A 24,937-nucleotide genomic window follows, 5' to 3' on the forward strand; every position below is an offset into this window, starting at 1 on the left:
GGGCGAAGACTGAGTCACCCCCGTGTGGCGAAAAACACGCATAAGGGAAAGATAACGCTCTCCAAGTTCGCCCCCATGCTATACTGCCGTCTGTAACCAGACGGCTTTTTAATGGCAAAAGGTTTACAAAGCAAGGATGCCAATAATGATGATTGCGCGTATTAAACGCTGGGTGGCAGGTTACGATGCCTGGTGTCAGCGAATGGGGCTGGGCGAGGATAACCGCCGAAGCTGTGTGCCTATCAAGCGTTCAGAAAATACACCCCCACACAAACGTCTCAGCATGATTGATACCCATTGTCATTTTGACTTTTCTCCGTTTCGAGACGCCCCGGAGCGATACTGGCAGGCGGCACGCGAAAGCGGTGTGATGCGGATGGTGGTCCCCGGTGTTAGCGAGAGTAACTGGTCAGCAGTGCTGTCGTTGACTGAACGCTTACAAGGCGTTTACGCGGGGCTAGGGCTGCACCCATGTTTTCTCGATGTTCACACTGACACCAGCCTAGATAAACTTGATCAGGCACTGGCCGCGCGTCCTGCGCGCTGTGTCGCTGTCGGAGAAGCCGGGCTCGACTTTTTTGTCGCGAACCAGGATGCCGCTCAGCAGCGCCAGCAAGCGCTATTGGAGGGGCAGCTTTGGCTCGCACGCCACTATGATCTCCCCATTATTCTGCATAGCCGCAAAGCGCATAACCAATTATTACGCACCGTTAAAGCCTACCCAGGCGTACGCGGGGTGTTACATGCGTTCAGTGGCAGTGAACAGCAGGGTAAACAGTTTATTGATGCGGGTTTGATGCTCGGGGTTGGCGGCACCGTCACCTATTCTCGCGCGCAAAAAACTCGCCGCGCCATTGCACAGCTACCTTTGGAGCACCTTGTCCTTGAAACCGATGCCCCCGACATGCCTTTGGCAGGATTTCAAGGAAAACCGAACACACCCTCTCAGGTATCACGGGTTGCTGATGTGGTGGCAGCGTTAAAAAGCTGTGACAGAGATCATCTGGTGGCTGAAACATCAGACAACGCTGAAAGATTGTTTGGCTTTGATTGAGCGGGAACGGGCAAAAGACAAACGTTTGCGGTTGCATAAGCTCACAAAACTAGATCAAAGTCATACTTATTGATGCATTACAAAATAGTTTTACAGCGAACTGTGATTGGAATATTACTTTAATGTGACTGCGATGCGTATAATCTCTCCCGGAAACCAAATTCCACTTTGTCGAGACGCCAACTTTTTACTTTGAGGATGCCAATACTATGAGCCTGCTGATGAGCGTGATCGGGATGGTTGTACTGCTAGGGATAGCTGTTCTTCTTTCCGATAACCGCAAAGCCATTAACCTCCGTACCGTGGGTGGCGCATTCGCTATCCAACTCTTTTTCGGTGCTTTCGTACTGTATGTCGATGTCGGACGCGACATTCTGTACGGCGCATCACAATACGTTGCTAACGTCATCGCATACGGTGACGAAGGGATCAGCTTCATCTTTGGTGGGCTGGTTTCTGACAAAATGTTTGAACTGTTCGGCGGTGGCGGTTTCGTCTTCGCACTGAAAGTTCTGCCCGTTATTGTCTTCTTCTCATCACTGATCAGCGTGCTTTACTACCTGGGTATTATGCAGGTTGTGATCAACGTGCTCGGTGGTGGTCTACAAAAAGCACTGGGTACCTCACGTGCCGAGTCTATGTCAGCAACCGCTAACATCTTTGTCGGACAAACCGAAGCGCCATTGGTGATTCGTCCATTCGTACCTCGCATGACACAGTCAGAGCTGTTCGCGGTGATGTGTGGTGGTCTGGCCTCGGTTGCCGGTGGCGTACTGGCCGGTTATGCCTCTATGGGTGTTCCGCTTGAGTACTTGATTGCGGCATCATTCATGGCCGCACCTGGTGGTCTACTGTTTGCGAAAATCATCAAACCTGAAACCGACGAGCCGGTCGAGCAGATGGCTGACGCGACCGCTGAAGGCGCAGAGAAGCCAGCGAACGTGATTGATGCAGCCGCAGGCGGCGCTTCATCAGGTATGCAACTGGCGCTTAACGTTGGTGCTATGCTACTTGCGTTCATTGGTTTGATTGCCCTGATTAACGGCATGCTAGGCGGTATCGGTGGCTGGTTCGGTTACCCAGACATCACGCTGGAGCTGATCTTGGGTTACCTGTTCGCCCCGTTTGCATTCCTTATCGGTGTGCCATGGGAAGAAGCGGTGGTCGCAGGCTCTTTCATCGGTCAGAAGATCGTGGTTAACGAATTCGTGGCTTACCTGAACTTCACGCAATACCTTGGTGAAGGTGCGCAAGTTGTTGCGGCAACAGGTATGGAAATGACAGAGAAAACCAAAGCGATTATCTCCTTTGCTCTGTGTGGTTTCGCTAACTTGTCGTCTGTGGCTATCTTGCTAGGTGGCTTGGGTGGCCTCGCGCCAAACCGTCGTCCAGAAATTGCACGCTTCGGTGTGAAAGCGGTGATCGCCGGTACCTTGTCTAACTTGATGGCGGCGACCATTGCGGGTCTATTTGTTACCTTAACCTTGGCGGGCTAATCGTTTTATCGCGATAGCACATCATGTTAATCAAAACGCCACACAGGCTGCCTGTGTGGCGTTTTTTTATTGCAGCCATTGGCGTGATACGCTCAGCCCACATCCTCTAGGGGTGTATACTCAGAGGTAGATACGAGCGAACAAAAAAGGTAACGATATGCAGGAAGTCCTTCTCGCCTTGGTGGCTGGTTTTTTGGTTGGCGTACTGTTTAGCGCGATAAAACTCCCCATACCCGCACCGCCTGTTTTATCCGGTGTGATGGGCATCGTCGGGGTGTATTTGGGCGGCGTCGGCTATCAGTGGATTGTGGCGCGTTTTTTCAGTTAGAAAGATTGGTTCCACCGCGCAACAGTGTATTTTTCAACATAAACGGTAAAATCTAGTTTTGCTGAAACGGCGTTGGTAAAATAAGTGAACGCCGTCAAAGTTTGCTGGCGCCACAATCCTTATTTTCCTCTCATGGTTAGCAACAAGGTGTGGCTAGCCCCAATCGGAAACGTCCAACGGCGGAACCGCAAGCACATAGGTGTTTGCACGCGGCAACAAGGATGGTTGGTTGAAGGCGGCGCGATGTCCAGCCTCAAACTTCATGGAGCCAAGTCCGCTGAGCAATGACCGGAAAACAGAGCCGGTTGTTAATACAGTGGCCAACCCTATACCTGTTTGGCAAAAGAATGAGGACTGGAGATAACCCATGAACGAATTACAAACCGCGGCCCTACGCGCACTAAAACTGATGGATCTGACGACACTGAACGATGATGATACCGATGAAAAGGTGATCAGCCTGTGTCAGAACGCGAAAACCGCCGTTGGTAATACTGCAGCGATTTGCATCTATCCGCGCTTTATCCCTATCGCCAAGAAAACACTGCGCGAACAAGGCACGCCAGAGGTGCGTATCGCCACCGTGACGAACTTCCCTCACGGTAATGATGATATTGATATTGCGGTGGCAGAAACGAAGGCAGCCGTCGCTTACGGCGCCGATGAGGTTGATGTGGTGTTCCCGTATCGCGCGCTGATTGCAGGTGATGAACAAGTAGGTGCTGAGCTGGTCAAACAATGTAAAGCCGCGTGTGGCAGTGATGTATTGCTTAAAGTGATCATCGAAACCGGTGAACTGAAAAGTGAAGCACTGATCAAACGCGCCTCTGAGATAGCCATTGATGCAGGCGCTGACTTTATCAAAACCTCCACGGGGAAAGTGGCGGTGAATGCCACCCCAGAAGCGGCGGAGATCATGCTCAACGTGATTAACGATAAAGGCGTGGCTGAGACTGTTGGCTTTAAACCTGCGGGCGGTGTACGTACCGCTGAAGACGCACAGCAATACTTGGCAATGGCTGACCGTATTCTTGGTGAACAATGGGCTGATAGCCGTCACTACCGTTTTGGTGCTTCTAGCTTACTGGCAAATCTGCTGCACACCTTGGGCGAAGGTGAAAAAGCAGCTGAAGGCGGTTATTAACTGTCGATTGTCAATCGATACCCAGGGCAAGGTAGGCCTTGCCCATTTGCCGGTAAGGAGGAAGCATGATCTTACCTCAAGAGATTATTCGTAAAAAACGTGACAACCTTGCGTTGAGCAAACAAGAAATCTACGCGTTTATTCAAGGTGTCGCCGATGAGTCGGTCTCAGAAGGGCAAATTGCCGCGTTTGCGATGGCGATTTACTTTAATGACATGACCATGGATGAGCGAGTGGCATTAACCTGTGCGATGCGTGACTCTGGCATGACCTTAGATTGGTCTCACATGCAATTTGATGGCCCTGTGGTTGATAAGCATTCAACCGGTGGGGTGGGCGATGTCACCTCACTGATGCTGGGGCCCATGGTTGCTGCCTGTGGGGGATATGTGCCGATGATCTCAGGTCGCGGTTTGGGCCACACTGGCGGCACGCTGGACAAACTGGAATCCATTCCTGGTTATAACATCATGCCAAGTAACCAAGTGTTTGGTGATGTGACCCGCGATGCCGGTGTGGCGATCATTGGGCAAACCGGCTCATTAGCGCCTGCGGATAAACGTGTGTATGCCACCCGCGATGTGACGGCCACGGTCGACAACATATCTCTGATCACCGCGTCGATTCTGTCTAAAAAGCTGGCCGCAGGCCTGGATGCTTTGGTGATGGACGTCAAGGTTGGATCGGGTGCGTTCATGCCGACGTATGAAGACTCAGAGGCATTGGCCAAATCGATTGTAGGTGTGGCAAACGGTGCCGGCACTAAAACCAGTGCGTTGTTGACGGACATGAACCAAGTATTAGCATCGTCGGCCGGCAACGCATTAGAAGTCAAAGAAGCCGTTGACTTTTTGACCGGTCGTTACCGTAACCCACGTTTGTACAATGTGACTATGGCGCTATGCGCCGACATGTTGGTGGTCAGTGGATTGGCAACCGATGTGAATCAAGCAAAACAAAAACTGGATCAGGCACTGGATAGTGGTCGTGCTGCCGAGTGTTTTGCCAAGATGATCGCAGGGCTTGGCGGGCCGGCTGACTTTGTTGAGTCGCCAGATCAATACCTCGCGACTGCATCCGTGATTAAGCCTGTCTATGCTGAGCAATCAGGCATTGCCAGTGCCATGGATACACGGGCATTGGGCATGGCTATTATAGAAATAGGTGGCGGCCGTCGGGTTGCCAGCGATAAAATTGATTATGCCGTTGGGTTGAACGAAATGATTCGTCTGGGGCAACAAGTGGATGAGCACACCCCGCTCGCCATGCTCCATGCTCAGACTGAAGAGCAATGGCAACAAGCGGCGAATGCGGTGCGAGCCGCAGTGAAAGTCGCTGATGAGGCGCCGAGTGCAACGCCAGACGTTTATCGTCGCATCAGCTTACAAGACGTCTAATGGAGGCGATCATGAAACGCGCAATTGTATTAGTTTTAGACTCATTTGGTATTGGCGCCACTGAAGACGCCGTCAAATTCGGTGACCAAGGTGCAAACACCTTGGGCCACATTGCACAAGCGTGTGCGAAAGGCGAAGCGGATAATGCGGATCGTCAAGGCCCATTATCTTTGCCTAACATGACCAAATTGGGCTTGGGTAAAGCGTGTGAAGAGTCGTCAGGTTACTTCCCAGAAGGCTTGGATTCACATGCAGAGATTATCGGTGCTTACGCACATGCTAAAGAGCTGTCTTCTGGTAAAGACACACCGTCTGGTCACTGGGAAATTGCCGGTGTGCCTGTCTTGTTTGACTGGGGCTACTTCTCAGACTTGACGAACAGCTTCCCGCAAGCGCTGCTTGATCGCATTGTTGAACGAGCGGGCGTACCTGGCTATCTCGGTAACTGCCATGCATCGGGCACGCAAGTGCTGGACGATCTGGGCGAAGAGCACATGAAAACAGGTAAGCCGATTTTCTATACCTCGGCGGACTCGGTGTTCCAAATCGCGTGCCATGAGGAAACCTACGGGCTAGATAACCTGTATGAGCTGTGCCAGATCGTGCGCGAGGAACTGGAAGACTATAACATCGGTCGTGTGATCGCCCGTCCTTTCATCGGGCCAGCGAAAGGTCAGTTTGAGCGTACCGGCAACCGCCGTGACTTGTCTGTCGAGCCACCTTCTCCTACCGTGCTACAAAAGCTGGTGGAAGAAAAAGGCGGTGATGTGATCTCGATTGGTAAGATTGCAGACATTTACGCGCATTGCGGTATCACCAAGAAAATCAAAGCCACAGGTCTAGAAGCGTTGTTTGATGCAACCAAAGACGCGATCAAAGAAGCAGGCAACAACAGCTTGGTTTTCACCAACTTTGTTGACTTTGACTCGGCGTACGGCCACCGCCGCAACGTTGCCGGTTATGCCGCGGCACTGGAGTACTTTGACCGTCGCTTACCCGAAATTATGGACATGCTTGAAGAAGACGATGTGTTATTGCTAACGGCTGACCATGGTTGCGATCCAACTTGGCCTGGTACTGATCACACCCGTGAGCATATCCCTGCACTGGTCTACGGCAAAAAAGTGCCAGCGGGCTCACTCGGTCGCCGCGAAACGTTCGCGGATATTGGTCAGTCCTTAGCGGAATACTTTGATGTATCACCAATGGATTACGGGAAGTCGTTCCTGTAACGCGTTGACCACTTCCCTAGATAAAAAGAGATGGCGAACGGCCATCTCTTTTTTTATCTCGGTTTATTGCCCTGATCGCCGTGTCTTTGCCGTTTTACCAATTTGCCGTTTTACCAAGATAAACGCGCAGAACGACGAGTGAGTATTGCCATCAATAGCGCTCCCAATAGGAGTGCGAGGCCGATGAGGAAGCGAAATTCGGTCATGTTCGATTGCAGCTGCTTTTTGGCTTCATTGATAACGGAGTGATGCTCAACGGTGAGGCGGAGAAAACCGACAATGTCGCCATCACGGCTGATTGGTGTCATCAGTTGCTGTCGTCCTTGGCTTTCCAACCCCAGCGGAGTGGTCAACCCAACGGCTGTTTCCAACGGTAAGGCGTTGGTTGAGCGCACGACAGGGCTGCCGTTGAGCTGATAGAAACTGGCATCGCGAATTAACGGCTCGGTTGCCAGCTCATCAGCCATGGCTTGTAAAGGCTGGTAATTCTTATCCACTAAGGCATCATAGGCTTGCACACCCACTTGGCGGGTCATTAGCTGGGCTAATTGGTCCGTTTGCTGGTATAGCGCTTGGTACTGACGCTGGCTGAGTGTGGTGCTGTAAAGCATCAAAGCGGCAATAGTCCCCATGGTCATGAGCAAAAGACTCCACCAAGTCACCCGCCGTAGTGTTTTGCGCGAAATTGAAAACATACCTTCCTCAAAGCCAGATAAACAGAGTCAATTAGCACTGGAGCTTACTACGGTTTTTATGGTATCACAGCCTCATTGTGATTGATTCATTCACCAAGCTTGCTTGGAAACCGAAAGGAAAATATTGACCATGGATAAGGCCAAACCGTTGGCAATTCACCGTTCACCGCAACTCTACTGTCGCTTTCCTTCCATCACCACGCCGTTTTTCTCTCGCCACCGGCATGGCGGGTGGATTGTGTTTGCTAAAGCCATCGACCCCCGTCAGCTTGACGATATCCGTTTTTTTACTGGGGAGGCGCTAGAGGTCGTCGATGGATGGCGTGTTGGGCCGTATGAGGTGTTATTGATCCGCGGTGAATTGACGGCTGAACATCGCACCGTGATTGAGGCGCTCGAGCTCGACTGCGCGGACTTACAGGCCCTACCGGATTTAAGCAGACCTGGTTTGGCGGTGTTTGACATGGACTCCACCGCGATAGAAATAGAATGTATTGATGAGATTGCGGCACTCGCTGGGGTTGGAGACGCGGTGTCTGCGGTCACCGAGCGTGCCATGTTGGGCGAACTTGATTTTGAGGCAAGCTTACGTCAACGCGTGGCGGCGTTGAAAGGCGCTGACGCGGCGATACTTGAGACAGTGAAAGCGCAGTTGCCGTTGATGCCAGAAATGGCGAGCTTAGTGGCCAGTTTAAAAGCCCACGGCTGGTATGTGGCGATTGCTTCTGGCGGTTTCACCCATTTTTCTGATCATCTTCAACAGCGATTAGGCTTGGATTATGCCGTGTCGAACCAGCTTGGATGCCGTGATGGTCAACTCACCGGCGAGGTAGACGGGGCAGTGGTGGATGCGCAACGAAAAGCGGATGTGTTAACCATGTTGGCACAAAAGTACGATATCGCCCCAGAGAACACGTTGGCTGTAGGCGATGGCGCCAATGACTTGGCGATGATGGACGCTGCGGGTCTCGGCATTGCGTATCATGCGAAACCCAAAGTGAATGCGAAAGCGCAAGCTGCGGTCAAACATGCGTGGTTGGGGGGGGTGTTGTGCGTGCTCTCTGCCAGTATTCGAAATCGCATTAGTTGGCAGCCACGCTAATAGGGTAAAGGGTGTGGCACCCACTTGGTGTGGCACTCGCTCGGTGTGGTACCCACTGGGTGCCATCCTCTCTTTGCTGTTGCCCCGGTCGATATCGTGCCGATTCATTCGTATGTCGCCTGCGGTTATCGTCCCAGGCGCATTAGCACTTCATCGGTCACATCGACCAACTCACCGTAGGCACACAAGGCAACAAATTCGTCTTCTAGCTGGCGTGCTTTGTGGGTATCGCGTTTGAGTAACGTGGATAACTGCGTGGCATCAATATCTTGTTCAGCATGGGCTAGCGGTGTCATCCGATTGCGTAGCACCGCGAATGCGCCGCCTTTTTGCGCCAACTGGATGAACTTACGCCTTGCGTCGTCTGATTCAAATTCACTATCGGCAAAGGTATGGACGGCGCGCACCTTATCATCTTGCATGTCTATCCAGACAAAGTATTCGCGCACCAGCTCTTTAAGAGGCTGCGAGGGGCGAGTGACTTCATGAGTGCGGGTGAGAATCTTGTCCCCGAACACCGGATAAAAAGACAGTTGGCGACCGCCGCCTGCGCGCTCGAGAAAGCGGTGCAAACGGCTGGGTGGCAGGTTGATACCCACTGCGGGCACCGAGAGTACACCGTTGTCGCGTCGAATAAAGTAGGGTTGTACGGTTAAGCGCGTAAGCAATAATTGGTGCATGGCCCAAACCAAGGGAGGGTCGGGTAAACGCTCATCCAGCACGGTCAGTTTGTCGAGGTTGTGTTCAATCAAGCGGCGAAGGTACTGGCGACGACGGGTGTTGGGCGCTTCAGTGGTAAGCTTGAGTTGGATATTGTCTCGTTTGGGACTCACTCGAATGACTTGATACGGCATATCGACGAGAGGCGCACGAGGGTCAATATTGACAAACGCATCGAGTGATACAGACACCAAGTCATCTTTCGCACCTTGAAAAGGCTGCGCCAGTTTCAGGTTCAACCCACCCGAGGAAAAATCGACCAGTTTTCCCTTCAGCGCTCCCTGTTCTGAATGCACCAGTGATACCTCAGAGCGATAAGCATAACGTGGTTCACGACGTTGTGGTTGACGGTCAGAAGAGATGAGCTGGGCAAGACAAACTGGATTACGTTGGTGTAAAAAGCGTCGCAAGGCTTGACTGGATAACGACGGTTTGGGGTGGGTTAAATAACTCTCCTTGCTTTCGGTATGAGTCACATCTTGCACCAACGCGACATGAGTCAGGGTTTTGAGCGTATTCAGCCAATCAGGCGACACATCTTGTAGCCGTTCAATGTCACCCGCGTTTATGGCTGACATGGTCACCTTAAACACCCGCCATGAATGGCGCTTGGCACCCAGTTGCCAGAACAGGTGGCGCTCATCTTCGCTCATTTCGCTGGGCGAAGCGGAATAGAAAAAACGCTGTTTGTTTTTCTCTACATAAAAGCAATATAACAATAGCTGGCTGGTTGACGCCCCTTCCACTTGCAGCAGTGACAAGCGCTGTGCATCGAAAATATGATTAATGACAGGTTGATTGCGGCTGTCGTGCCAGTAATCCCATAGCTCTCGATTTTGCCGCGTTTGTAATACGTACTCTAACTTGTCTTGCGCAAAGTAAAGCGGTAGCACGCTGGTGTGATGCAAGAAGGATTGTTCATAGCTTTGCAGCTTGAGAGTGAGTAGCTTGTCCTCCCCATCTTGTTTGCCACGAAAGTCGGGCGAGGCCATTTCTGCATCGAGGGCCTGCTTAATCGCGTCACTGCTGGTGTCAAGCCGTAAGCGTAGCCAAGCACTGCTGGTGGACTCTTTGTTTTGATCGACGCCAATAATGCGATAACTCAGCCCTTGTTCCAGATCAGGGTCTTGATACTTTTGCGCCAGTGCTGTGAACCGAACGATGACTTCAGCGCTAGGCGGGTAATCGAATGCCGCGGGGACACGTACTCGGCAGCCTGAGTTAGACAAGTCGCTGGTGACCCCATGTACCTCATAGCCGGTATTCAGTGTTATTAATACTTGGGTAGCAAAATGGATGCGGCTTTCACTACGCGCTAAATAACGTCCAAAGGTGAGTTTCTCGGGTAATAATGCCGCCTGGGCGCTATCACTGACTGGGCCTTTTCCTTGTTGCTGCGTCTGCTTTTCTTGTTCGTGTTTGACGCGAAAGTTATTAGGGGTATTGTGCAAATCTTCCCACAACCCTTGAGTCATTTGCCCGTTGTATAAAGGCAAACGCTCGTAATAGCGGTTAATCGCGACATCATCCAGCCAATGCTTTTTGCCGTTGAGCTCGTATTGATGACACTCACCATCCACTTTGCCACGCAGGTCGATGGTACGGTTGCATGGCGTCATCAAACGTCTGATCTCCATTTTGATCAGAAGTTTGGCAGAGCTTGGCTCGTTGGCGGTTAGCTTATCGAGCAGCACCTCAAATTTTGGGGTTTGGGACATCGGAAGCAGTTGCTCAATCAGTCCCTGGTAATCATCCTGCTTCATGGCAAAGTCTGGTAAAGTATTGTCCTTGTATATTAACGGCACGCGTCGGAAAAAGTGTCGGAATAATTAATAAGATAGCAATCATTTTGTGAATTAGCTGACATCATACGTCTTGGAGAGCGAATGGCAAAAACAAAACGAGCCTACGTATGTAACGACTGTGGCGCGGATTTTCCCCGTTGGCAAGGGCAGTGCTCAGCCTGTGGCGCGTGGAATACCATTACAGAAGTAAGACTGGCAGCATCGCCCCAGGTCGCGCGCAATGAAAAGTATGCCGGGTATGCAGGTAGCGCAGAAGGACAAGTACAAACCCTGCAGGATATCGATTTACAAGAAGTGCCACGCCTGAGCAGTGGTTTTAAAGAGCTGGATCGTGTGCTCGGCGGGGGGATCGTCCCTGGTGCCGCTATTTTGATTGGTGGTAACCCAGGCGCGGGGAAAAGTACCTTGCTGTTGCAAACTATGGTCGGGCTCGCACACCATTTGCCGACCTTGTACATCACAGGGGAAGAGTCATTACAGCAAGTGGCGATGCGCGCTGATCGGTTGGGGCTTGCCAAAGACCGCTTGAAGCTGTTGTCAGAAACGGGCGTAGAAACCATCTGCCAGGTGGCCAAAAAAGAACAACCGAAAATCATGGTGATTGACTCGATACAGGTGATGCATGTCGCGGATGTGCAATCCGCGCCCGGTAGCGTGTCGCAGGTGCGGGAGTCTGCCGCAGCCTTGACCCGTTATGCCAAGCAACACAATGTGGCGATTTTCATGGTGGGGCATGTGACGAAAGATGGCACACTGGCTGGCCCCAAGGTGCTGGAGCACTGTATTGATTGTTCGATTTTGCTCGATGGCTCCAGTGATAGCCGTTTTCGTACGCTGCGCAGCCATAAAAACCGCTTTGGTGCGGTCAACGAGCTTGGCGTGTTCGCGATGACAGGGCAGGGTTTAAAAGAGGTCAGTAACCCCTCCGCTATTTTCCTTTCACGTGGTGAGGAGCAAACCTCCGGTAGCTCGGTAATGGTGGTGTGGGAAGGCACGCGCCCTCTATTGGTAGAGTTACAAGCCTTGGTCGACTATTCACAATTGGCCAATCCACGCCGGGTGGCGGTGGGGCTAGAGCAAAACCGTCTTGCCTTACTTCTGGCCGTCTTACACAAACACGGCGGGCTGCAAATGTCTGACCAAGATGTGTTTGTGAATGTGGTTGGTGGGGTTAAAGTCACCGAAACCAGTGCCGATCTTGCCCTGCTGTTAGCGCTGATATCGAGCTTTAGGGATCGCCCGCTGCCGAGAGAGCTGGTGGTCTTTGGTGAAGTCGGTTTAGCCGGGGAGATCCGCCCTGTTCCAAGTGGGCAAGAACGTCTGATGGAAGCGGCAAAACATGGCTTTAAAAAAGCAGTCGTGCCCAAAGCAAACTTGCCGAAACAGCGTATTGAAGGGATGACGGTTTATGGCGTTAGCAAACTCTCCGACGCCCTGGATGTGTTAGAAGACTTGTAGTCGAGCGCAAGTACCAATAGCGAAGTGGTGGGCGATGATACGGCCAGTTAACCGAACAAAGACGCTCGGTTTTATCATCGCGCTACGGCCTCCATTACATGGAGGCTTTCGTCGGAGTGGTTTGTACATCGGCCTCACGCTGCTGCGCGGTGCTCAGTGGCGGCTCAGCGTCTGGCATATTGGCGACTTGTACCTGTGTTTCGACCAAGTTTTCCACCACCGCGACTAAATGTCCCCAACTGACGCGCTTCTCGTTTTCGAGCAAGGTATCAAACTGTTCAGCACTCCACTTAATAAACCGGCGCGGGTTAAGCGCCCGTCCTAAAAAACGCACTTCGTAATGTAAATGAGGGCCAGTGGATAAACCTGTGTTGCCTGACCAAGCAATCAAGTCCCCTTTTTTCACGAATTGCCCACTGCGTACGTTGAACTTATCAAGGTGGGCGTAGAGGGTCATAAAGCCAAAGGCATGGTCTATTTTTACAAAGTTGCCATAGCCTTTGCGACGGCTGGGTCTGACGTATTCCACCACGCCATCGGCCGGGGCATACACCGGGGTGCCGATGTCTGCGGTTAAGTCTAACCCCATATGGAATTTTTCTTTGCCAGTGACCGGATGCGTCCGTGAGCCATAACCGGAGGAGCGCCGATAACTCTGGATGGGTTTACCATTAGGAATGAGCTGAAGCATGGTGTAGCGCACAGCGGAGTTAATCGCTGCCACATCAAGCCGATGGGTCAGTGAGGCGTCTTTGGCCACCGATTGCAGCCCTAACATATCTTCTACCGTCACGACGCGTTGGGTGAGAGCGGTTAGCTCGACATCTTTGTTTTCGATGGTTTGTGACAGCTCATCGCGTTTTTGTTGCAGCATGGCCACTTCGTTATTCAATGCAGCACGCTCTTCACGTAAACGGTTAACGGCGGCTTCAGCTTCAGTAGAACGCTCGGAGAGTAAATAGAGGCTGGCGAAGGTCACGGTGAGAACGGCCAACAATACCAACGCCAACGTCTGCACTACCTTTTTGCGGGTAGGGCAAAGCGTATAATGCTTCACACCGTTTGGGTGTGAGATGGCGATGTGGATGTGATCTGTCATGACTGGTTACTGCTGGCCTGCGTTTGGTACCGCCCATGACGACACGGAACTAAGACTCGGGCTCCGTCATAGGGTCGGTCAACTGCGCTAGCTCGCGATGAAGGAGCTCATCGTTGCCAACGTTAAGTTCAACAAGCCTTTTTAAATGACTGGCACTATCAATGTCAATGTGATCAATATAAAGATGGAGGTAATTCTCGCAGTTATTGACGAGAATGCAGTCCATGTCTAATTCTACGTCAGAGTCATGCAGATAAAAGATCAGCGAAAACGTTGTCTGTTGTGGGTTGGCTTGCCAATTATCTGGGCGAGACAAAAGCACCCCTTTCAAAGAAAGGTCGAGTACATGTGCGTGCCACGACTGTTCATTTTGCTTGAGTATCGCGGGGGCACGATACATCACGCGGGAAAATTTTCTACGCTCTGGCATGATCGCATCTCCTCATTCCTTTGCTTAAAGTGTAGGCGATGCATGGCGAGCGACCTAATAATCTGTGTGGGCGTATCGATTCTGAAACATTTTTTGATGTCTTGGCGTTATTAAACGGATGGAATGCGGTTTGTGGGTGGGGAAGTTGGCCATATGACTGCGAGGGCGTGAGGCGCCTATTACATCGCCCCGAAAGAAAAAGGGCAGCGTTGGCTGCCCTCATGAGTGCGGCGTTACTTGGCAACGCGCTTGTATTTGATGCGGTGTGGCTCAGCCGCTTGTGCGCCCAGCGTTTTCTTCAACCAATCGGTGTATTCGGCAAAGTTACCTTCGAAGAAATTCACTTGGCCTTCATCACGATAGTCAAGAATGTGGGTGGCGATACGGTCAAGGAACCAGCGGTCGTGCGAGATAACCATCGCGCAGCCTGGGAACTCGAGCAGAGCTTCTTCCAAGGCGCGTAGGGTTTCAACATCCAGATCGTTGGTTGGCTCATCGAGCAGCAGTACGTTTCCGCCTGCTTTCAATAGCTTGGCCAGGTGGACGCGGTTGCGTTCACCGCCGGACAAATCGCCGATACGTTTTTGTTGATCGCTTCCTTTGAAGTTAAAGCGAGAGACATAAGCACGCGCAGGCAACTCAAAGTTATTGATGCGAATAATATCGGCACCTTCCGAGATCTCATCGTAAACGGTTTTGTTGTCGTCCATACTGTCACGGAACTGATCCACCGAGGCCAATTGCACGGTATCACCGACCTCTACTGTGCCCGCATCCGGTGTTTCGGTACCACTGAGCATTTTGAACAGTGTTGATTTACCCGCACCATTGGGACCAACGATACCGACGATAGCGCCTTTCGGAACGCTAAAAGACAGATCGTCAATCAAGACGCGATCACCAAACGACTTGGTTAGGTTGTTAACTTCAATGACTTTATCACCAAGGCGTGGGCCGGGTGGGATAAACAACTCATTGGTCTCGTTACGGCGTTGGTAATCGGAGGTGTTAAGCTCTTCAAAGCGTGCCATACGCGCTTTTGATTTGGCTTGACGGCCTTTCGGGTTTTGACGTACCCACTCAAGCTCTTTCTCAATGGTTTTCTGGCGGGCTTTTTCTTGTGAGGCTTCTTGCTTCAAGCGGACATCTTTTTGCTCAAGCCACGATGAGTAGTTGCCTTCCCAAGGGATGCCTTCACCACGGTCAAGCTCAAGGATCCAACCAGCAGCGTTATCGAGGAAGTAGCGATCGTGCGTAATCGCCACAACCGTGCCGGTATAGTCGACCAAGAAACGCTCTAGCCATGCCACTGATTCGGCGTCCAAGTGGTTGGTTGGCTCGTCGAGTAGCAGCATATCGGGCTTCTCGAGTAGCAAACGGCAAATCGCCACACGGCGGCGCTCGCCCCCAGACAGGTTTTTGATTTGTGCATCCCACTCGGGCAGACGCAGGGCATCGGCCGCACGCTCTAACGCATTATCAAGGTTATGGCCATCTTTGGCTTGTATTAGTGCTTCAAGCTCACCTTGCTCTTGCGCCAAGGCGTCGAAGTCGGCGTCAGGATCGGCATAGGCCGCATAGACTGCGTCGAGACGCGTCAATGCATCCTTCACATCCGAGACCGCTTCTTCAACGGTTTCACGCACGGTTTTGTCTTCGTCTAGCGCAGGCTCTTGCGGGAGGTAGCCAATTTTAATGCCTGGTTGCACACGGGCTTCGCCCTCAATCTCGGTATCGATACCGGCCATGATGCGCAATAGACTCGATTTACCGGCCCCGTTGAGGCCTAGCACCCCAATTTTGGCGCCTGGGAAGAAACACAAAGAAATATCTTTAAGAATTTGGCGCTTAGGTGGCACGATCTTGCTCACCCGCGACATGGTATATACGTACTCAGCCATTTCTGCTCACGCTAATTGTTGTGGTGTAAAAGACGCTATTCTAACGTTAACTTTGCCAAGTTTAACAGTGATTGTCATATTCGCTGGGTAATATAGCCCATGGGCGGCAAACCATTTGCCACAGCGCGAGGGAATTTGCTGATGGGATTGTTGTCTATTCGTTGTCACACATTTTGGATGTGACACATTCGTCACGGTGTTAATTGATTAGGAGCGACCTTTAACATGGAACGATTCATCGCTTTGTCCGGGCCTTTGCGCAATGCATCTTACGCAGCGCGTCGTGGTGTCCGTGCCTTCTCCCGTTCACTGCTACCAGGACTTATTCTAGGGGCCGCTTTTTCTCCTTCTCTCACGCTGGCGTCGGCCAGTCCAGACAGTGGGCAAATGACGCCTGCACAGCGTCAATATGAGGCGGCCATTGATGCGATTGAGCGTGGTGAATTACGTCAATTTCGCCGCCTCAAAGCCAAGTTGCGCGATTATCCACTTTATCCATATTTAGATTATCGTGATTTTACTCGCAACCTTGCAGAAAAGTCGCATGACTCGGTGAACAACTTTATTCAGCGTTACACCACTATGCCGTTTGCTAATAGTTTGCGCGCCGATTACCTCACACTATTAGCAGATCGAAAAGATTGGGCAACCTTGGTCGCTTTCCAACCCGATGTGCCAAGGGGAGAGCGTTATCAATGTCAGTATTACTATGCTCACAGCCAAGCTGGTAACCGTGCGTTGGCGCGCAGTGGTGCCAAGTCTCTGTACTTATCCGGTCAATCGGTCGACAGTGCATGTGACCCCTTGTTTGATTACCTCTCCGAGCAAAAGCAACTCACTGGTGATTTAATCTTACAGCGGATGTTGCTGACCTTTGAAGGGCGCAATCGCAGTTTAATGCGTTACCTACAAGGACAACTTCCCGACACCCACCAAGCGACGGGAAAGCAAATCATTGATCTTTACGACAAGCCTGATCAAGTCGCTGACTTTTCCAAGCGAAGCAAAGTGACCCCCTTTAACCAAACGCTTACTCGTCTCGCGTTTGAGCGACTGGCGCGCAAAGACGAAGCACAAGCCATTCGTCATTTCCGCCGCACCGTAGAAGGGCAACATTACGATAAGGATGAACGACAAGCCATTGCCGATTATCTTATTGGCCAATTGATGAATGACGATGAGCCTGCATTGGCTGCGTGGCGCGATCGTATGCTGAGACAAAGCGACGATGATGGTCTGCTCGAGCGACGGTTTCGCTTGGCGCTGGTGGAGGGTGATTGGCACGTATTGAATCAATGGCTTTCACTGCTCAGTGATGAGGCGAAACAGTCATTAAAATGGCGATATTGGCAGGCGCGAATTCAATTAGAGCTTGGCGACAGTCACGCGGCGAACCAGGCGTTTGAAACCATGTTGGGTGAGCGTAATTTTTACAGTGTGGCTGCCGCTCAGCACCTGGAAAAGCCGATTCATATCCCTTCGCGTACCGCCGTGTTGWAAGAGGCGGGACTGATGCCTGTCAATGATGTGCTGGCGCGAGTCGATGAGCTGATTGCGCTTGATAAAATCTACGCGGCTAAGCGCGAGTGGTATTATGTGTTGCAGCGCGCCAGTGATGAGCAAATTGCGCTACTGGCGGCCTATGCCAATAAACAGCATTGGTATCATCTCGCGGTACAAGCCACCATCGCTGGAAAAATGTGGGATCACTTGTCGTTGCGTTTTCCGCTTGCCCATCAGTGGTGGTTTGAATTTTTCAGTCGCGAGCGCGGGGTGGATAAAACCACATTGATGGCGCTATCACGCCAAGAAAGTGCTTTTTTCACTCGCGCGGTCTCTCACGTGGGCGCAAGAGGATTAATGCAATTGATGCCGCGTACGGCACGTGAAACCTCTCGTCGATTAGGGTTCGATTACCAAGGGCCGGCCAGTCTTAGCGATCCTGGCGTGAATATTCGCTTGGGCAGTGGCTACTTGAAAATGATGCTTGATCGCTTCGATAGCAATCGCGTTCTCGCTTTTGCGGCATACAATGCCGGACCACATCGAGTGAGTCGTTGGCTGGCACGTTCGAAAGGGCACATGGATGCCATTGCCTTTATCGAGTCGATCCCGTTTTATGAAACGCGCCATTATGTGCAGAACGTGTTGATGTTCGATATTTACTATCGCCAACTTTTAGGTGAGCCCGTGCAATTTTTGCGAGCCCACGAGTTGGCACAGCGTTATTAATGTTACAATCGCGACCATCACGTAAAGAGCGAGAGGAACCCATGTCGCAATCGCCTGCATTTTCTGGTTGGCAAGATGTTATCGCGCTAGTGCGCCGTGCTGGACAAGATGATAATGATGATGCCTTGTTGACAGCGTTACTGACCCCCGATGAGCGAGATACCTTGGTGGCCCGGATTAATATCTTGCATGAGTTGTTAGAAGGGAGAATGAGTCAGCGCCAGTTGAGTCAATTGCTAGGCGTGGGGATCGCGACCGTGACACGCGGCTCTAATGAGTTAAAGCGGATGGATGACGAAACCAAAAACTGGCTGGCTGATTTATTGAAACGTGAAGCTGAACAGTCCACCTCATCGACCTAATCAACAAAGCCTTAAATAGACAAACAACGGCGCCACAGGGCGCCGTTGTTTGATAGTGAGACGCATGTACTTGTAATTCATGAGTGAGTTTGAATAATTGGGCATCCAACTAACACATGGAGAGTCAGATGAAAAAAACACTCGTTGTTGCTGGTATGTGCGCAGCACTTGCTGGTTGTGGTGGCGTAAATAACGCTTTACTTGAGAAAAACAAGTCAGTTGAGTATTACCGAATCTTCGATATCAAAACAGATTCTGATCGTTATACTGTCGCTGAAGCCGCAAGCGATGGGCTGGGTAAAAATGTTAATAGCGCAACAGAAGCAACCCCTATTCCTAATTTTTCAGAGCCGCCAGAGAAACCTGGGCGTTTCACTCTAACCAATCCTTTTCAGGGGTCTCAACTTGCTGCTTTGGCGGGAGCTACAGGCTCTGTGGGTATGAAAGTTGCCACTTGCGATGGTGCCGTTTGGACCGCTAAAGCTGTTAGAGATATTTCAGGACAGTCGAATCTGAATCTTACAGCTTGTTTGTGGCAATATCAGGATGGATATCATTTGGACACATACGCCACGTTCAATAAGAAAGAAGGTGGTTTGATGCAAATTAGCCGTGATATGGCAAGTGCCATGGTCGGTACGCCCGAAGAGTGGACAGAAAAAACAATTCTCGATATTGCTAAGCAAATTAAAGAAGAGACAGGTGCAAAGATAACCTATTTGGAAGGTTATCCTAAAATGGCAGATACGCCTTGGGTCGACGAGCTAGACTAATGTTCTGAAACGGCGCCACAGGGCGCCGTTGTTATTGGTGTTAGCGATACAAGTGTGGGTGCATAAACGGAATCAGCGCCATGATTAGCGCTTGATGGTAAACGCTTGAACGTGTAAGCCGATGCCCGGTGAGCATGCCAATGGCGCCCCCTTTTTGTTTTACATTTTCAGTGGCAAACATTCTGTCCATCACATCGCCAAGCTCTTCGCCTTTATGGAGAGCGTCTAACGCCTTTTGCGGCAGAGGCAGTGAGGCTGAGCACGCCTCGCCTTGCGTTGTCCCATCATCTATCACCATCCAAGCAAAGGTATGTTGGCCGTCTAAGCCGGCTTCTACTCCGACGTAAAAGTCTCCGTCATACTCCGCTTTGGCGTGACGAACGCGGTTACAGGCACCGGCATAGGTCTCTTGCGCGGTCATTGGTTGCTCTGCGACACCACTGGCAACGGAAACGCCCGTGAAGGTGAAAAGGGTATCGGGAAAAGCGTCACGAAAGGCGGCTTCAACGGCGGATAGTTTCGCGGGATTTTTGGATGTGACGATCACCTGGTTCATGCGCCCAGTGCTCCTTTTTATTCTGATAGGCGCGCTGCAGTATACGCCAACGGAGAGGCAAACGCAGCATTCCCCAAACACGACTAGCGTCCGTCGCTTGGCCGACTTCGTTTAGACCAATTCGCATGCCTTGATGCCCTTTACGTGGCTGTGGCACATAGCTATTAAACCAGCGATCCCAGCACGATAAATTAAAGCCGTAGTTAGCGTTACACTCATGAAACCGGGTGGAGTGATGCACGCGGTGCATATCTGGCGTGACGATAACGCGACGCAGCCAAGCGTCTAGACGCTTGGGGAGGCGCACATTACTGTGATTGAACATTGCCATCCCGCTGAGTAGCGTTTCAAACACGATCACGGCGACAACAGGTGCACCCAGTAGCGCGACTAACACGCACTTAATGGCCATCGACAGCCAAATTTCCACCGTGTGGAATCGCGCGCCTGTCGTGACATCAATGTCCATATCGGCATGATGCACCAAGTGTAGCCGCCACAACCATGGTATCTGGTGGAAGAGTTTGTGTTGGTACCAAATCGCCATATCCATCACAACTAATGTGACGAGAACCGCGACCCATTCAGGGTGCGAAAACTGATTAAAAATGCCAAAACCAGAGGCGGCGGCAAGACTGGCCGCGCCCACCGCAGAAACCGGGGCGAGTACACGTAGCGTAAGAGTATTAAATACAGTCAATAAGATATTACCGGACCAGCGTTCTCGCCGCGTCCGAGTCAGTTTGCGTTTTGGCCAGCGCCATTCGGCGACAAGCATCACCACAAGGACGGCAACGAAAAGGCTGAGTCTAAAACCGGCTTCGTGCGCTTCAATCCAATTCATAAGTACTCCTTATCCGCTTGTAGTTTACGCGATAAGTACGTGTAACGTTTCATTTCACGGCGAAAATAGTGGGTTGGATCCTCAGCGATTGGGCAACTAATCTGTTTACTAACCGTGTAGTATTTCTCCGCGCTAACTGACCAAGCAACGCGAACTAGGAGGGAGTGTGTCACCGAGCTTGCATGATATATACCTTGCCCGCCAAGCGATACAAGCCGTGGCGGCGCGCACACCGCTTGTTTATTCCCCGATGCTGTCTCAGCGTTATCATGCCCAAATCTGGCTCAAGCTCGAAACAAGCCAGCCGACGGGCGCGTTTAAGTTACGAGGCGCGACCTATGCATTGAGTCGGTTGCCCAAGGCGCTGCGTGAGCGTGGTGTGATCACCTGCTCGACAGGCAACCATGGCCGTGCACTTGCCTATGCGGCCAAGCAGCTTGGGATCCCGGCGACCGTATGTCTCTCTTCGTTGGTGCCTGACAATAAAGTGGACGCTGTTAAAGCAATGGGCGCGCGAGTGTGGGTAGTGGGTCGCTCGCAGGATGAAGCCGAACAAGCCGCGCTTGAGGCCGTTTCGCGTGATGGTTTGTGCTATATCCCTCCCTTTGACCATCCCGATATTATTGCCGGCCAAGGGACCATTGGGCTTGAGATCCTCGAAGATGCGCCAGATGTTGATGTGATTGCTGCGGGCTTGTCGGGGGGCGGCTTGGTGGGAGGAATTGGCTTAGCGGCGCGTACCATCGCCCCACATATCGACCTGATTGGCATTTCCATTCGAGACGGGGCTGCAATGCATGAAAGCATCATAGCGGGGAAGCCAGTAGCTGTGCCTGAATCTGAATCGTTGGCAGATAGCCTCGGGGGAGGCATTGGCCTTAATAACCAATATACCTTTGCCCTGGTGCCCCAAGTGATGACGCAACATTATCAAGTGGATGAAGCGTATATCGCCCGTGCGATGATCGATATGTGGCAGTGCGAAAATAGGTGGGTAGAAGGTGCCGCGGTAGTGGGATTGGCCGCTGCGCGTCAACACCAGTTAGATTGGCAGGACAAGAAAGTGGTGATCGTGGTCAGTGGAAACAATGTGTCAACCGACACCCTGGCAGCGGTTACAGCATTAAGTGAGCAGGTTCGTCCTTAGCTCGTCGTTGAATCTTGATGGGTGTCAAAGGAGTCCGTATGCAGTTATATCACCGTCAGAAAATCGAATCTGTCGCCACGTTTAATCGGCACAGTCTCAGCGTGATTGAAAATGCGTTCAGTGCTTTAGGGCGTGGCGAGGTAACTATGCCACCAGTGTTAAGCATGGCCATTCACGAGCACAACGGCGAAGTTGATGTGAAAACCGCTCACATTCAAGGTGCTGAGCGGTTTGCGATTAAAGTCAGTCCCGGCTTTTTCGACAATCCGTCGATAGGTTTGCCGAGCCTCAATGGTTTAATGGTGGTTTTCTCGGCGTCCACCGGTGTAGTGGACGCCGTGCTGTTTGATGAAGGGTATCTCACGGATGTACGCACGGCACTCGCGGGGGCGTTAAGTGCCAAGTATTGCGCGCGTGATAATGCCAAAACGGTCACTGTATTAGGCGCGGGCACGCAAGCAAGGTTGCAAGTGGCCGCGCTGAAACTGGTTAGAGAAATAGACACGGTTCATGTTTGGGCGCGAGACAGTGCACAAGCAAAGCGGTATCAAGCGGAGGTTGAAGCTCAGCTGGGGGTGCGAGTGATCCCCCACCAAGATGTGGCGCAGGCTTGTCAACAGGCCGATATTATTGTTACCACGACGCCGGCTAAACAGCCGATTTTGCATTGGCAAGATATTCCTCAGGGTGCCCATGTCACGGCAATGGGCTCGGATAGCGCAGAGAAGCGCGAGCTTGATCCTCATATTTTACACAATGCGGATTGGGTGCTGGTGGATAGACGTGCTCAGTCGGAGGAGCTGGGTGAGCTTAAAGGGCTGGCACTGTCACGATGTGTGGAAGAATTAGGAAACACAGTGGCATCGGGGCGTCCCATTGCGCGAAGTGATGCGGCGATCACCGTGTGCGATTTAACAGGGACAGGGGTACAGGATACCGCGATTGCAAATTATGTGGTCAGTGAATTGTGTAAGACGGAGGGGTGACCCAGTGATTGATGCTGTCTTATAAAACAAAAAGGTATAACTTATTACATGATAAGTGTTTTCCACTTCACATTCCTTGCATGCCTATGTAACAAAGAGGTTAATTTTTGCAGGTTTTGTTCAACTAATTAGATCTTATGCTCTAATAATTAGGCATAAGATCACGTTTCTTATAATAGCCTGTTTCTATTGAGGTTGTTTCTTTTTACTAATGATGGGTCTCTCAGAATTGAGACACGTCTAGTTAGTGTAAAAAGGAATGATAAATGCACAAACACAGCTCTCTTGCGCTGATTATCGGCGCACTATTTCATACCTCAGGGGTATGGGCGATGGCCCAAGTGCCAGATCCTGTCGATCCTCCTACCGATCCAGACCCACAAGCTTGTGTCTCACTGGTTGGCAATAATAGCATCGATGGCAGCCGTACCAGTGAAGAGCGTTGCTTGCCCGGTGACGATCCCTTTACGGCCGAACAATGGCATTTGCTTAACCGTGGTCAAAATGCCTTTGCTCGCGAAGGAGGCCAACCTGGCAATGACCTCAACGTATGGTTAGCCCATCGTCAAGAAGTGCTTGGACAAAACGTTAACGTCGCCGTCGTCGATGATGGGTTAGAAATTGCGCATCCCGATCTGGCCGCTAACGTCCGCGCTGGAAAGTCCTATGACTTTGTAGAGCGTGATGATGATCCTACACCGGAGGGGTGGAGCAGTCGCAATACTGCCCATGGTACGTCGGTCGCGGGGATTATCGCGGCGGTTCGTGATAATGGTATTGGTGGGATGGGGGTTGCACCGCTTGCCAACCTGCAAGGCTATAACTATCTCGAATACCAAAGCCAGAATGCGTGGGAAATCAGCCATGGTCGCGAAGGCTATTCGGATGATGTCCGCGTATTCAACCAAAGCTATGGCGGCTCTGGTATCCGCAGTTATCCTTACAGTGATGATCCGATGAGCTATGATGGCCGTCAAAACGCCCAGTACAAAAAAATGAGCACGGAAGCCTTTGGCGGACTTGGCGCAGTTTTCATCAAATCAGCGGGAAATGGTTATAAGCGTACCTCATTTAATCGTGAGCGCTTCCGTCCAGCGGACGATAACCATGGGTTACCGTGGCAAAACAGCAACCAATCATCCAGCAATGCGAATTACTGGAACGTGACGGTGAGTGCGTTGAATGCCGATGGTGAGCGTTCATCCTATTCCTCAGTAGGCAGCAGCGTCTTCTTGACCGCGCCGGGTGGCGAGTATGGGACCGATAAACCGGCGCATATCACCACAGATTTGACCGGTTGTACCATGGGCTATAACCGCGACGATCGTATTCCTTATGAGTCACACGATCTACACGGTGGGACAGAGATAGACAACACCTGTGATTTCAACAGTGTGATGAATGGTACGTCTTCTGCAGCGCCAAATACCTCAGGTGCATTTGCGTTGATGATGTCAGCCTATCCAAATCTGTCGCAGCGCGATATTCGCCACCTATTGGCGACAACCGCGACACGCGTGGATGCAGACGATGCCGATGTTCTTTTAACCTATCAAACGGCACTTGGTGGCGAGCGCACGGTGACTGGCCTAGAAGGTTGGAAGCAAAATGCCGCGGGGCGCTGGTATAGCCCAACCTATGGATTTGGTTTGATTGATGTTAATGCGGCACTCGAAGCCGCGAAGACATATCAGCCACTTCCTGCACAAGTGTTCACCGATTGGGCGTGGTCTTATCACAACCAAGAGGGTGAAACTGGACTCGCGATTGCAGATGCTGGGGCGGTGGCGACAGCAGACAGTGTGCAAGTCGCTGATAACCTCACTATCGAGGCGGTACAAGTGCGGACTTCGATCGAACACAGCCGTATGTCTGATCTGCTCATCGAGTTAGAGTCGCCCGCAGGGACTCGGAGTGTATTGATGTCTCCACGCAATAGCATGCTATCGAATACGCTAGATAGCACCTACCCAGAAGGCTTTACTGACCACTTGATGCTCAGCCATAAGTTCAATGGTGAAGTATCGCAAGGGCAATGGACACTCTGCGTCACAGATACAGACGGCAAGACGCGTCAATACAGCCTAGGGGGTGAGATGAAGTCGATGGCGAATAACAGCGTGAATGGTAAATTGACGCAATGGTCACTGCGTGTCATTGGTCACCGTGGTTAATA

At 51.5% G+C, this 24,937-nt stretch carries 21 protein-coding genes; 14 read left to right on the top strand and 7 right to left on the bottom strand.

The window, feature by feature from the left end; all coding sequences use genetic code 11:
* The first annotated feature begins 145 nt into the window (after positions 1-145).
* The 6 genes from BZG73_RS12260 (at position 146) to BZG73_RS12285 (ending at position 6,651) form a co-directional block, all read left to right on the top strand.
* Positions 146-1,054 (top strand): TatD family hydrolase, encoded by a 909-nt coding sequence (locus BZG73_RS12260; RefSeq protein WP_158075307.1) that lies wholly within the window; start codon positions 146-148, stop codon positions 1,052-1,054.
* Between the two features lie 209 nt (positions 1,055-1,263).
* A complete protein-coding gene (locus tag BZG73_RS12265) occupies positions 1,264-2,550 on the top strand; it encodes a NupC/NupG family nucleoside CNT transporter (protein WP_046075137.1) in 1,287 nt (428 codons plus the stop codon).
* A gap of 157 nt (positions 2,551-2,707) precedes the next feature.
* A complete protein-coding gene (locus tag BZG73_RS12270; protein WP_046075138.1) occupies positions 2,708-2,878 on the top strand; it encodes a XapX domain-containing protein in 171 nt (56 codons plus the stop codon).
* Between the two features lie 367 nt (positions 2,879-3,245).
* Positions 3,246-4,022 carry a deoxyribose-phosphate aldolase gene (gene deoC, locus BZG73_RS12275; RefSeq protein WP_046075139.1) on the top strand — a complete coding sequence of 259 codons (777 nt, stop codon included), beginning with the start codon at positions 3,246-3,248 and terminating at the stop codon, positions 4,020-4,022.
* Between the two features lie 65 nt (positions 4,023-4,087).
* Complete coding sequence (gene deoA, locus BZG73_RS12280) at positions 4,088-5,419, top strand: thymidine phosphorylase (RefSeq protein WP_046075140.1); 1,332 nt, start codon at positions 4,088-4,090, stop codon at positions 5,417-5,419.
* A gap of 11 nt (positions 5,420-5,430) precedes the next feature.
* A complete protein-coding gene (locus BZG73_RS12285) occupies positions 5,431-6,651 on the top strand; it encodes a phosphopentomutase (protein WP_077606454.1) in 1,221 nt (406 codons plus the stop codon).
* A gap of 110 nt (positions 6,652-6,761) precedes the next feature.
* Here BZG73_RS12285 and BZG73_RS12290 read toward each other — a convergent pair whose 3' ends face one another.
* On the bottom strand, positions 6,762-7,346 hold the full coding sequence (locus tag BZG73_RS12290; protein WP_077578328.1) for an AhpA/YtjB family protein: 585 nt from the start codon (positions 7,344-7,346) through the stop codon (positions 6,762-6,764).
* 130 nt (positions 7,347-7,476) lie between these two features.
* Here BZG73_RS12290 and serB point away from each other — a divergent pair, with 130 nt between their 5' ends.
* Positions 7,477-8,448, top strand: coding sequence for a phosphoserine phosphatase (gene serB / locus BZG73_RS12295; protein WP_077668451.1), 972 nt, complete (start codon positions 7,477-7,479; stop codon positions 8,446-8,448).
* A gap of 125 nt (positions 8,449-8,573) precedes the next feature.
* On the opposite strand, the gene BZG73_RS12300 is transcribed toward serB, so the two are convergent.
* Positions 8,574-10,931, bottom strand: coding sequence for a PilZ domain-containing protein (locus BZG73_RS12300; protein WP_046075144.1), 2,358 nt, complete (start codon positions 10,929-10,931; stop codon positions 8,574-8,576).
* 123 nt (positions 10,932-11,054) lie between these two features.
* On the opposite strand from BZG73_RS12300, the gene radA reads away from it, so the two are divergent.
* Positions 11,055-12,431 carry a DNA repair protein RadA gene (gene radA / locus BZG73_RS12305; RefSeq protein ID WP_046075145.1) on the top strand — a complete coding sequence of 459 codons (1,377 nt, stop codon included), beginning with the start codon at positions 11,055-11,057 and terminating at the stop codon, positions 12,429-12,431.
* Positions 12,432-12,525: 94 nt separating this feature from the next.
* Here the strand turns inward: radA and BZG73_RS12310 are convergent, their stop codons facing one another.
* The 3 genes from BZG73_RS12310 to ettA form a co-directional block, all read right to left on the bottom strand.
* Complete coding sequence (locus tag BZG73_RS12310; protein ID WP_046075146.1) at positions 12,526-13,530, bottom strand: M23 family metallopeptidase; 1,005 nt, start codon at positions 13,528-13,530, stop codon at positions 12,526-12,528.
* A 49-nt stretch (positions 13,531-13,579) separates the two neighbouring features.
* Positions 13,580-13,960: a PilZ domain-containing protein gene (locus BZG73_RS12315; RefSeq protein ID WP_046075147.1), complete on the bottom strand. Its 381-nt coding sequence runs from the start codon at positions 13,958-13,960 to the stop codon at positions 13,580-13,582.
* 233 nt (positions 13,961-14,193) lie between these two features.
* Positions 14,194-15,861 (bottom strand): energy-dependent translational throttle protein EttA, encoded by a 1,668-nt coding sequence (gene ettA / locus BZG73_RS12320; RefSeq protein WP_077458796.1) that lies wholly within the window; start codon positions 15,859-15,861, stop codon positions 14,194-14,196.
* Between the two features lie 225 nt (positions 15,862-16,086).
* Here ettA and sltY point away from each other — a divergent pair, with 225 nt between their 5' ends.
* The 3 genes from sltY (at position 16,087) to BZG73_RS12335 (ending at position 19,228) form a co-directional block, all read left to right on the top strand.
* Positions 16,087-18,093 (top strand): murein transglycosylase, encoded by a 2,007-nt coding sequence (gene sltY, locus BZG73_RS12325; protein ID WP_077668452.1) that lies wholly within the window; start codon positions 16,087-16,089, stop codon positions 18,091-18,093.
* Positions 18,094-18,134: 41 nt separating this feature from the next.
* The gene (gene trpR / locus BZG73_RS12330) at positions 18,135-18,455 is read left to right on the top strand and encodes a trp operon repressor (RefSeq protein WP_046075150.1); all 321 of its coding nucleotides are present in this window, start codon (positions 18,135-18,137) and stop codon (positions 18,453-18,455) included.
* Between the two features lie 128 nt (positions 18,456-18,583).
* Positions 18,584-19,228 carry a hypothetical protein gene (locus tag BZG73_RS12335; RefSeq protein ID WP_046075151.1) on the top strand — a complete coding sequence of 215 codons (645 nt, stop codon included), beginning with the start codon at positions 18,584-18,586 and terminating at the stop codon, positions 19,226-19,228.
* A gap of 40 nt (positions 19,229-19,268) precedes the next feature.
* On the opposite strand, the gene yjjX is transcribed toward BZG73_RS12335, so the two are convergent.
* Positions 19,269-19,784, bottom strand: a complete 516-nt coding sequence (yjjX, locus tag BZG73_RS12340; protein ID WP_077668453.1) for an inosine/xanthosine triphosphatase — start codon at positions 19,782-19,784, stop codon at positions 19,269-19,271.
* Complete coding sequence (locus BZG73_RS12345) at positions 19,732-20,628, bottom strand: sterol desaturase family protein (protein ID WP_077668454.1); 897 nt, start codon at positions 20,626-20,628, stop codon at positions 19,732-19,734. Before BZG73_RS12345 ends, yjjX begins: the two co-directional genes overlap by 53 nt.
* Positions 20,629-20,794: 166 nt before the next feature.
* Here BZG73_RS12345 and eutB point away from each other — a divergent pair, with 166 nt between their 5' ends.
* The 3 genes from eutB (at position 20,795) to BZG73_RS12360 (ending at position 24,935) form a co-directional block, all read left to right on the top strand.
* Positions 20,795-21,775, top strand: coding sequence for a hydroxyectoine utilization dehydratase EutB (gene eutB, locus BZG73_RS12350; protein ID WP_077668455.1), 981 nt, complete (start codon positions 20,795-20,797; stop codon positions 21,773-21,775).
* Positions 21,776-21,813: 38 nt separating this feature from the next.
* Positions 21,814-22,761: a cyclodeaminase gene (locus tag BZG73_RS12355; protein WP_077668456.1), complete on the top strand. Its 948-nt coding sequence runs from the start codon at positions 21,814-21,816 to the stop codon at positions 22,759-22,761.
* 266 nt (positions 22,762-23,027) lie between these two features.
* Entirely contained in the window at positions 23,028-24,935 is a 1,908-nt protein-coding gene (locus tag BZG73_RS12360; RefSeq protein WP_201247905.1) for a S8 family serine peptidase, read from the top strand.
* The last annotated feature ends 2 nt before the right edge of the window (positions 24,936-24,937 follow it).

The sequence above is a fragment of the Salinivibrio siamensis genome (genome assembly GCF_001996005.1).
In the GTDB taxonomy this organism is placed as follows: domain Bacteria; phylum Pseudomonadota; class Gammaproteobacteria; order Enterobacterales; family Vibrionaceae; genus Salinivibrio; species Salinivibrio siamensis.

What these genes read in the sequence shown, in the direction of transcription:
- BZG73_RS12260 (WP_158075307.1), top strand. Translation starts at nt 146, where the DNA reads ATGATGATTGCGCGTATTAAACGCTGGGTGGCAGGTTACGATGCCTGG.
- BZG73_RS12265 (WP_046075137.1), top strand. Translation starts at nt 1,264, where the DNA reads ATGAGCCTGCTGATGAGCGTGATCGGGATGGTTGTACTGCTAGGGATA.
- BZG73_RS12270 (WP_046075138.1), top strand. Translation starts at nt 2,708, where the DNA reads ATGCAGGAAGTCCTTCTCGCCTTGGTGGCTGGTTTTTTGGTTGGCGTA.
- deoC (WP_046075139.1), top strand. Translation starts at nt 3,246, where the DNA reads ATGAACGAATTACAAACCGCGGCCCTACGCGCACTAAAACTGATGGAT.
- deoA (WP_046075140.1), top strand. Translation starts at nt 4,088, where the DNA reads ATGATCTTACCTCAAGAGATTATTCGTAAAAAACGTGACAACCTTGCG.
- BZG73_RS12285 (WP_077606454.1), top strand. Translation starts at nt 5,431, where the DNA reads ATGAAACGCGCAATTGTATTAGTTTTAGACTCATTTGGTATTGGCGCC.
- BZG73_RS12290 (WP_077578328.1), bottom strand. Translation starts at nt 7,346, where the DNA reads ATGTTTTCAATTTCGCGCAAAACACTACGGCGGGTGACTTGGTGGAGT.
- serB (WP_077668451.1), top strand. Translation starts at nt 7,477, where the DNA reads ATGGATAAGGCCAAACCGTTGGCAATTCACCGTTCACCGCAACTCTAC.
- BZG73_RS12300 (WP_046075144.1), bottom strand. Translation starts at nt 10,931, where the DNA reads ATGAAGCAGGATGATTACCAGGGACTGATTGAGCAACTGCTTCCGATG.
- radA (WP_046075145.1), top strand. Translation starts at nt 11,055, where the DNA reads ATGGCAAAAACAAAACGAGCCTACGTATGTAACGACTGTGGCGCGGAT.
- BZG73_RS12310 (WP_046075146.1), bottom strand. Translation starts at nt 13,530, where the DNA reads ATGACAGATCACATCCACATCGCCATCTCACACCCAAACGGTGTGAAG.
- BZG73_RS12315 (WP_046075147.1), bottom strand. Translation starts at nt 13,960, where the DNA reads ATGCCAGAGCGTAGAAAATTTTCCCGCGTGATGTATCGTGCCCCCGCG.
- ettA (WP_077458796.1), bottom strand. Translation starts at nt 15,861, where the DNA reads ATGGCTGAGTACGTATATACCATGTCGCGGGTGAGCAAGATCGTGCCA.
- trpR (WP_046075150.1), top strand. Translation starts at nt 18,135, where the DNA reads ATGTCGCAATCGCCTGCATTTTCTGGTTGGCAAGATGTTATCGCGCTA.
- BZG73_RS12335 (WP_046075151.1), top strand. Translation starts at nt 18,584, where the DNA reads ATGAAAAAAACACTCGTTGTTGCTGGTATGTGCGCAGCACTTGCTGGT.
- yjjX (WP_077668453.1), bottom strand. Translation starts at nt 19,784, where the DNA reads ATGAACCAGGTGATCGTCACATCCAAAAATCCCGCGAAACTATCCGCC.
- BZG73_RS12345 (WP_077668454.1), bottom strand. Translation starts at nt 20,628, where the DNA reads ATGAATTGGATTGAAGCGCACGAAGCCGGTTTTAGACTCAGCCTTTTC.
- BZG73_RS12355 (WP_077668456.1), top strand. Translation starts at nt 21,814, where the DNA reads ATGCAGTTATATCACCGTCAGAAAATCGAATCTGTCGCCACGTTTAAT.
- BZG73_RS12360 (WP_201247905.1), top strand. Translation starts at nt 23,028, where the DNA reads ATGCACAAACACAGCTCTCTTGCGCTGATTATCGGCGCACTATTTCAT.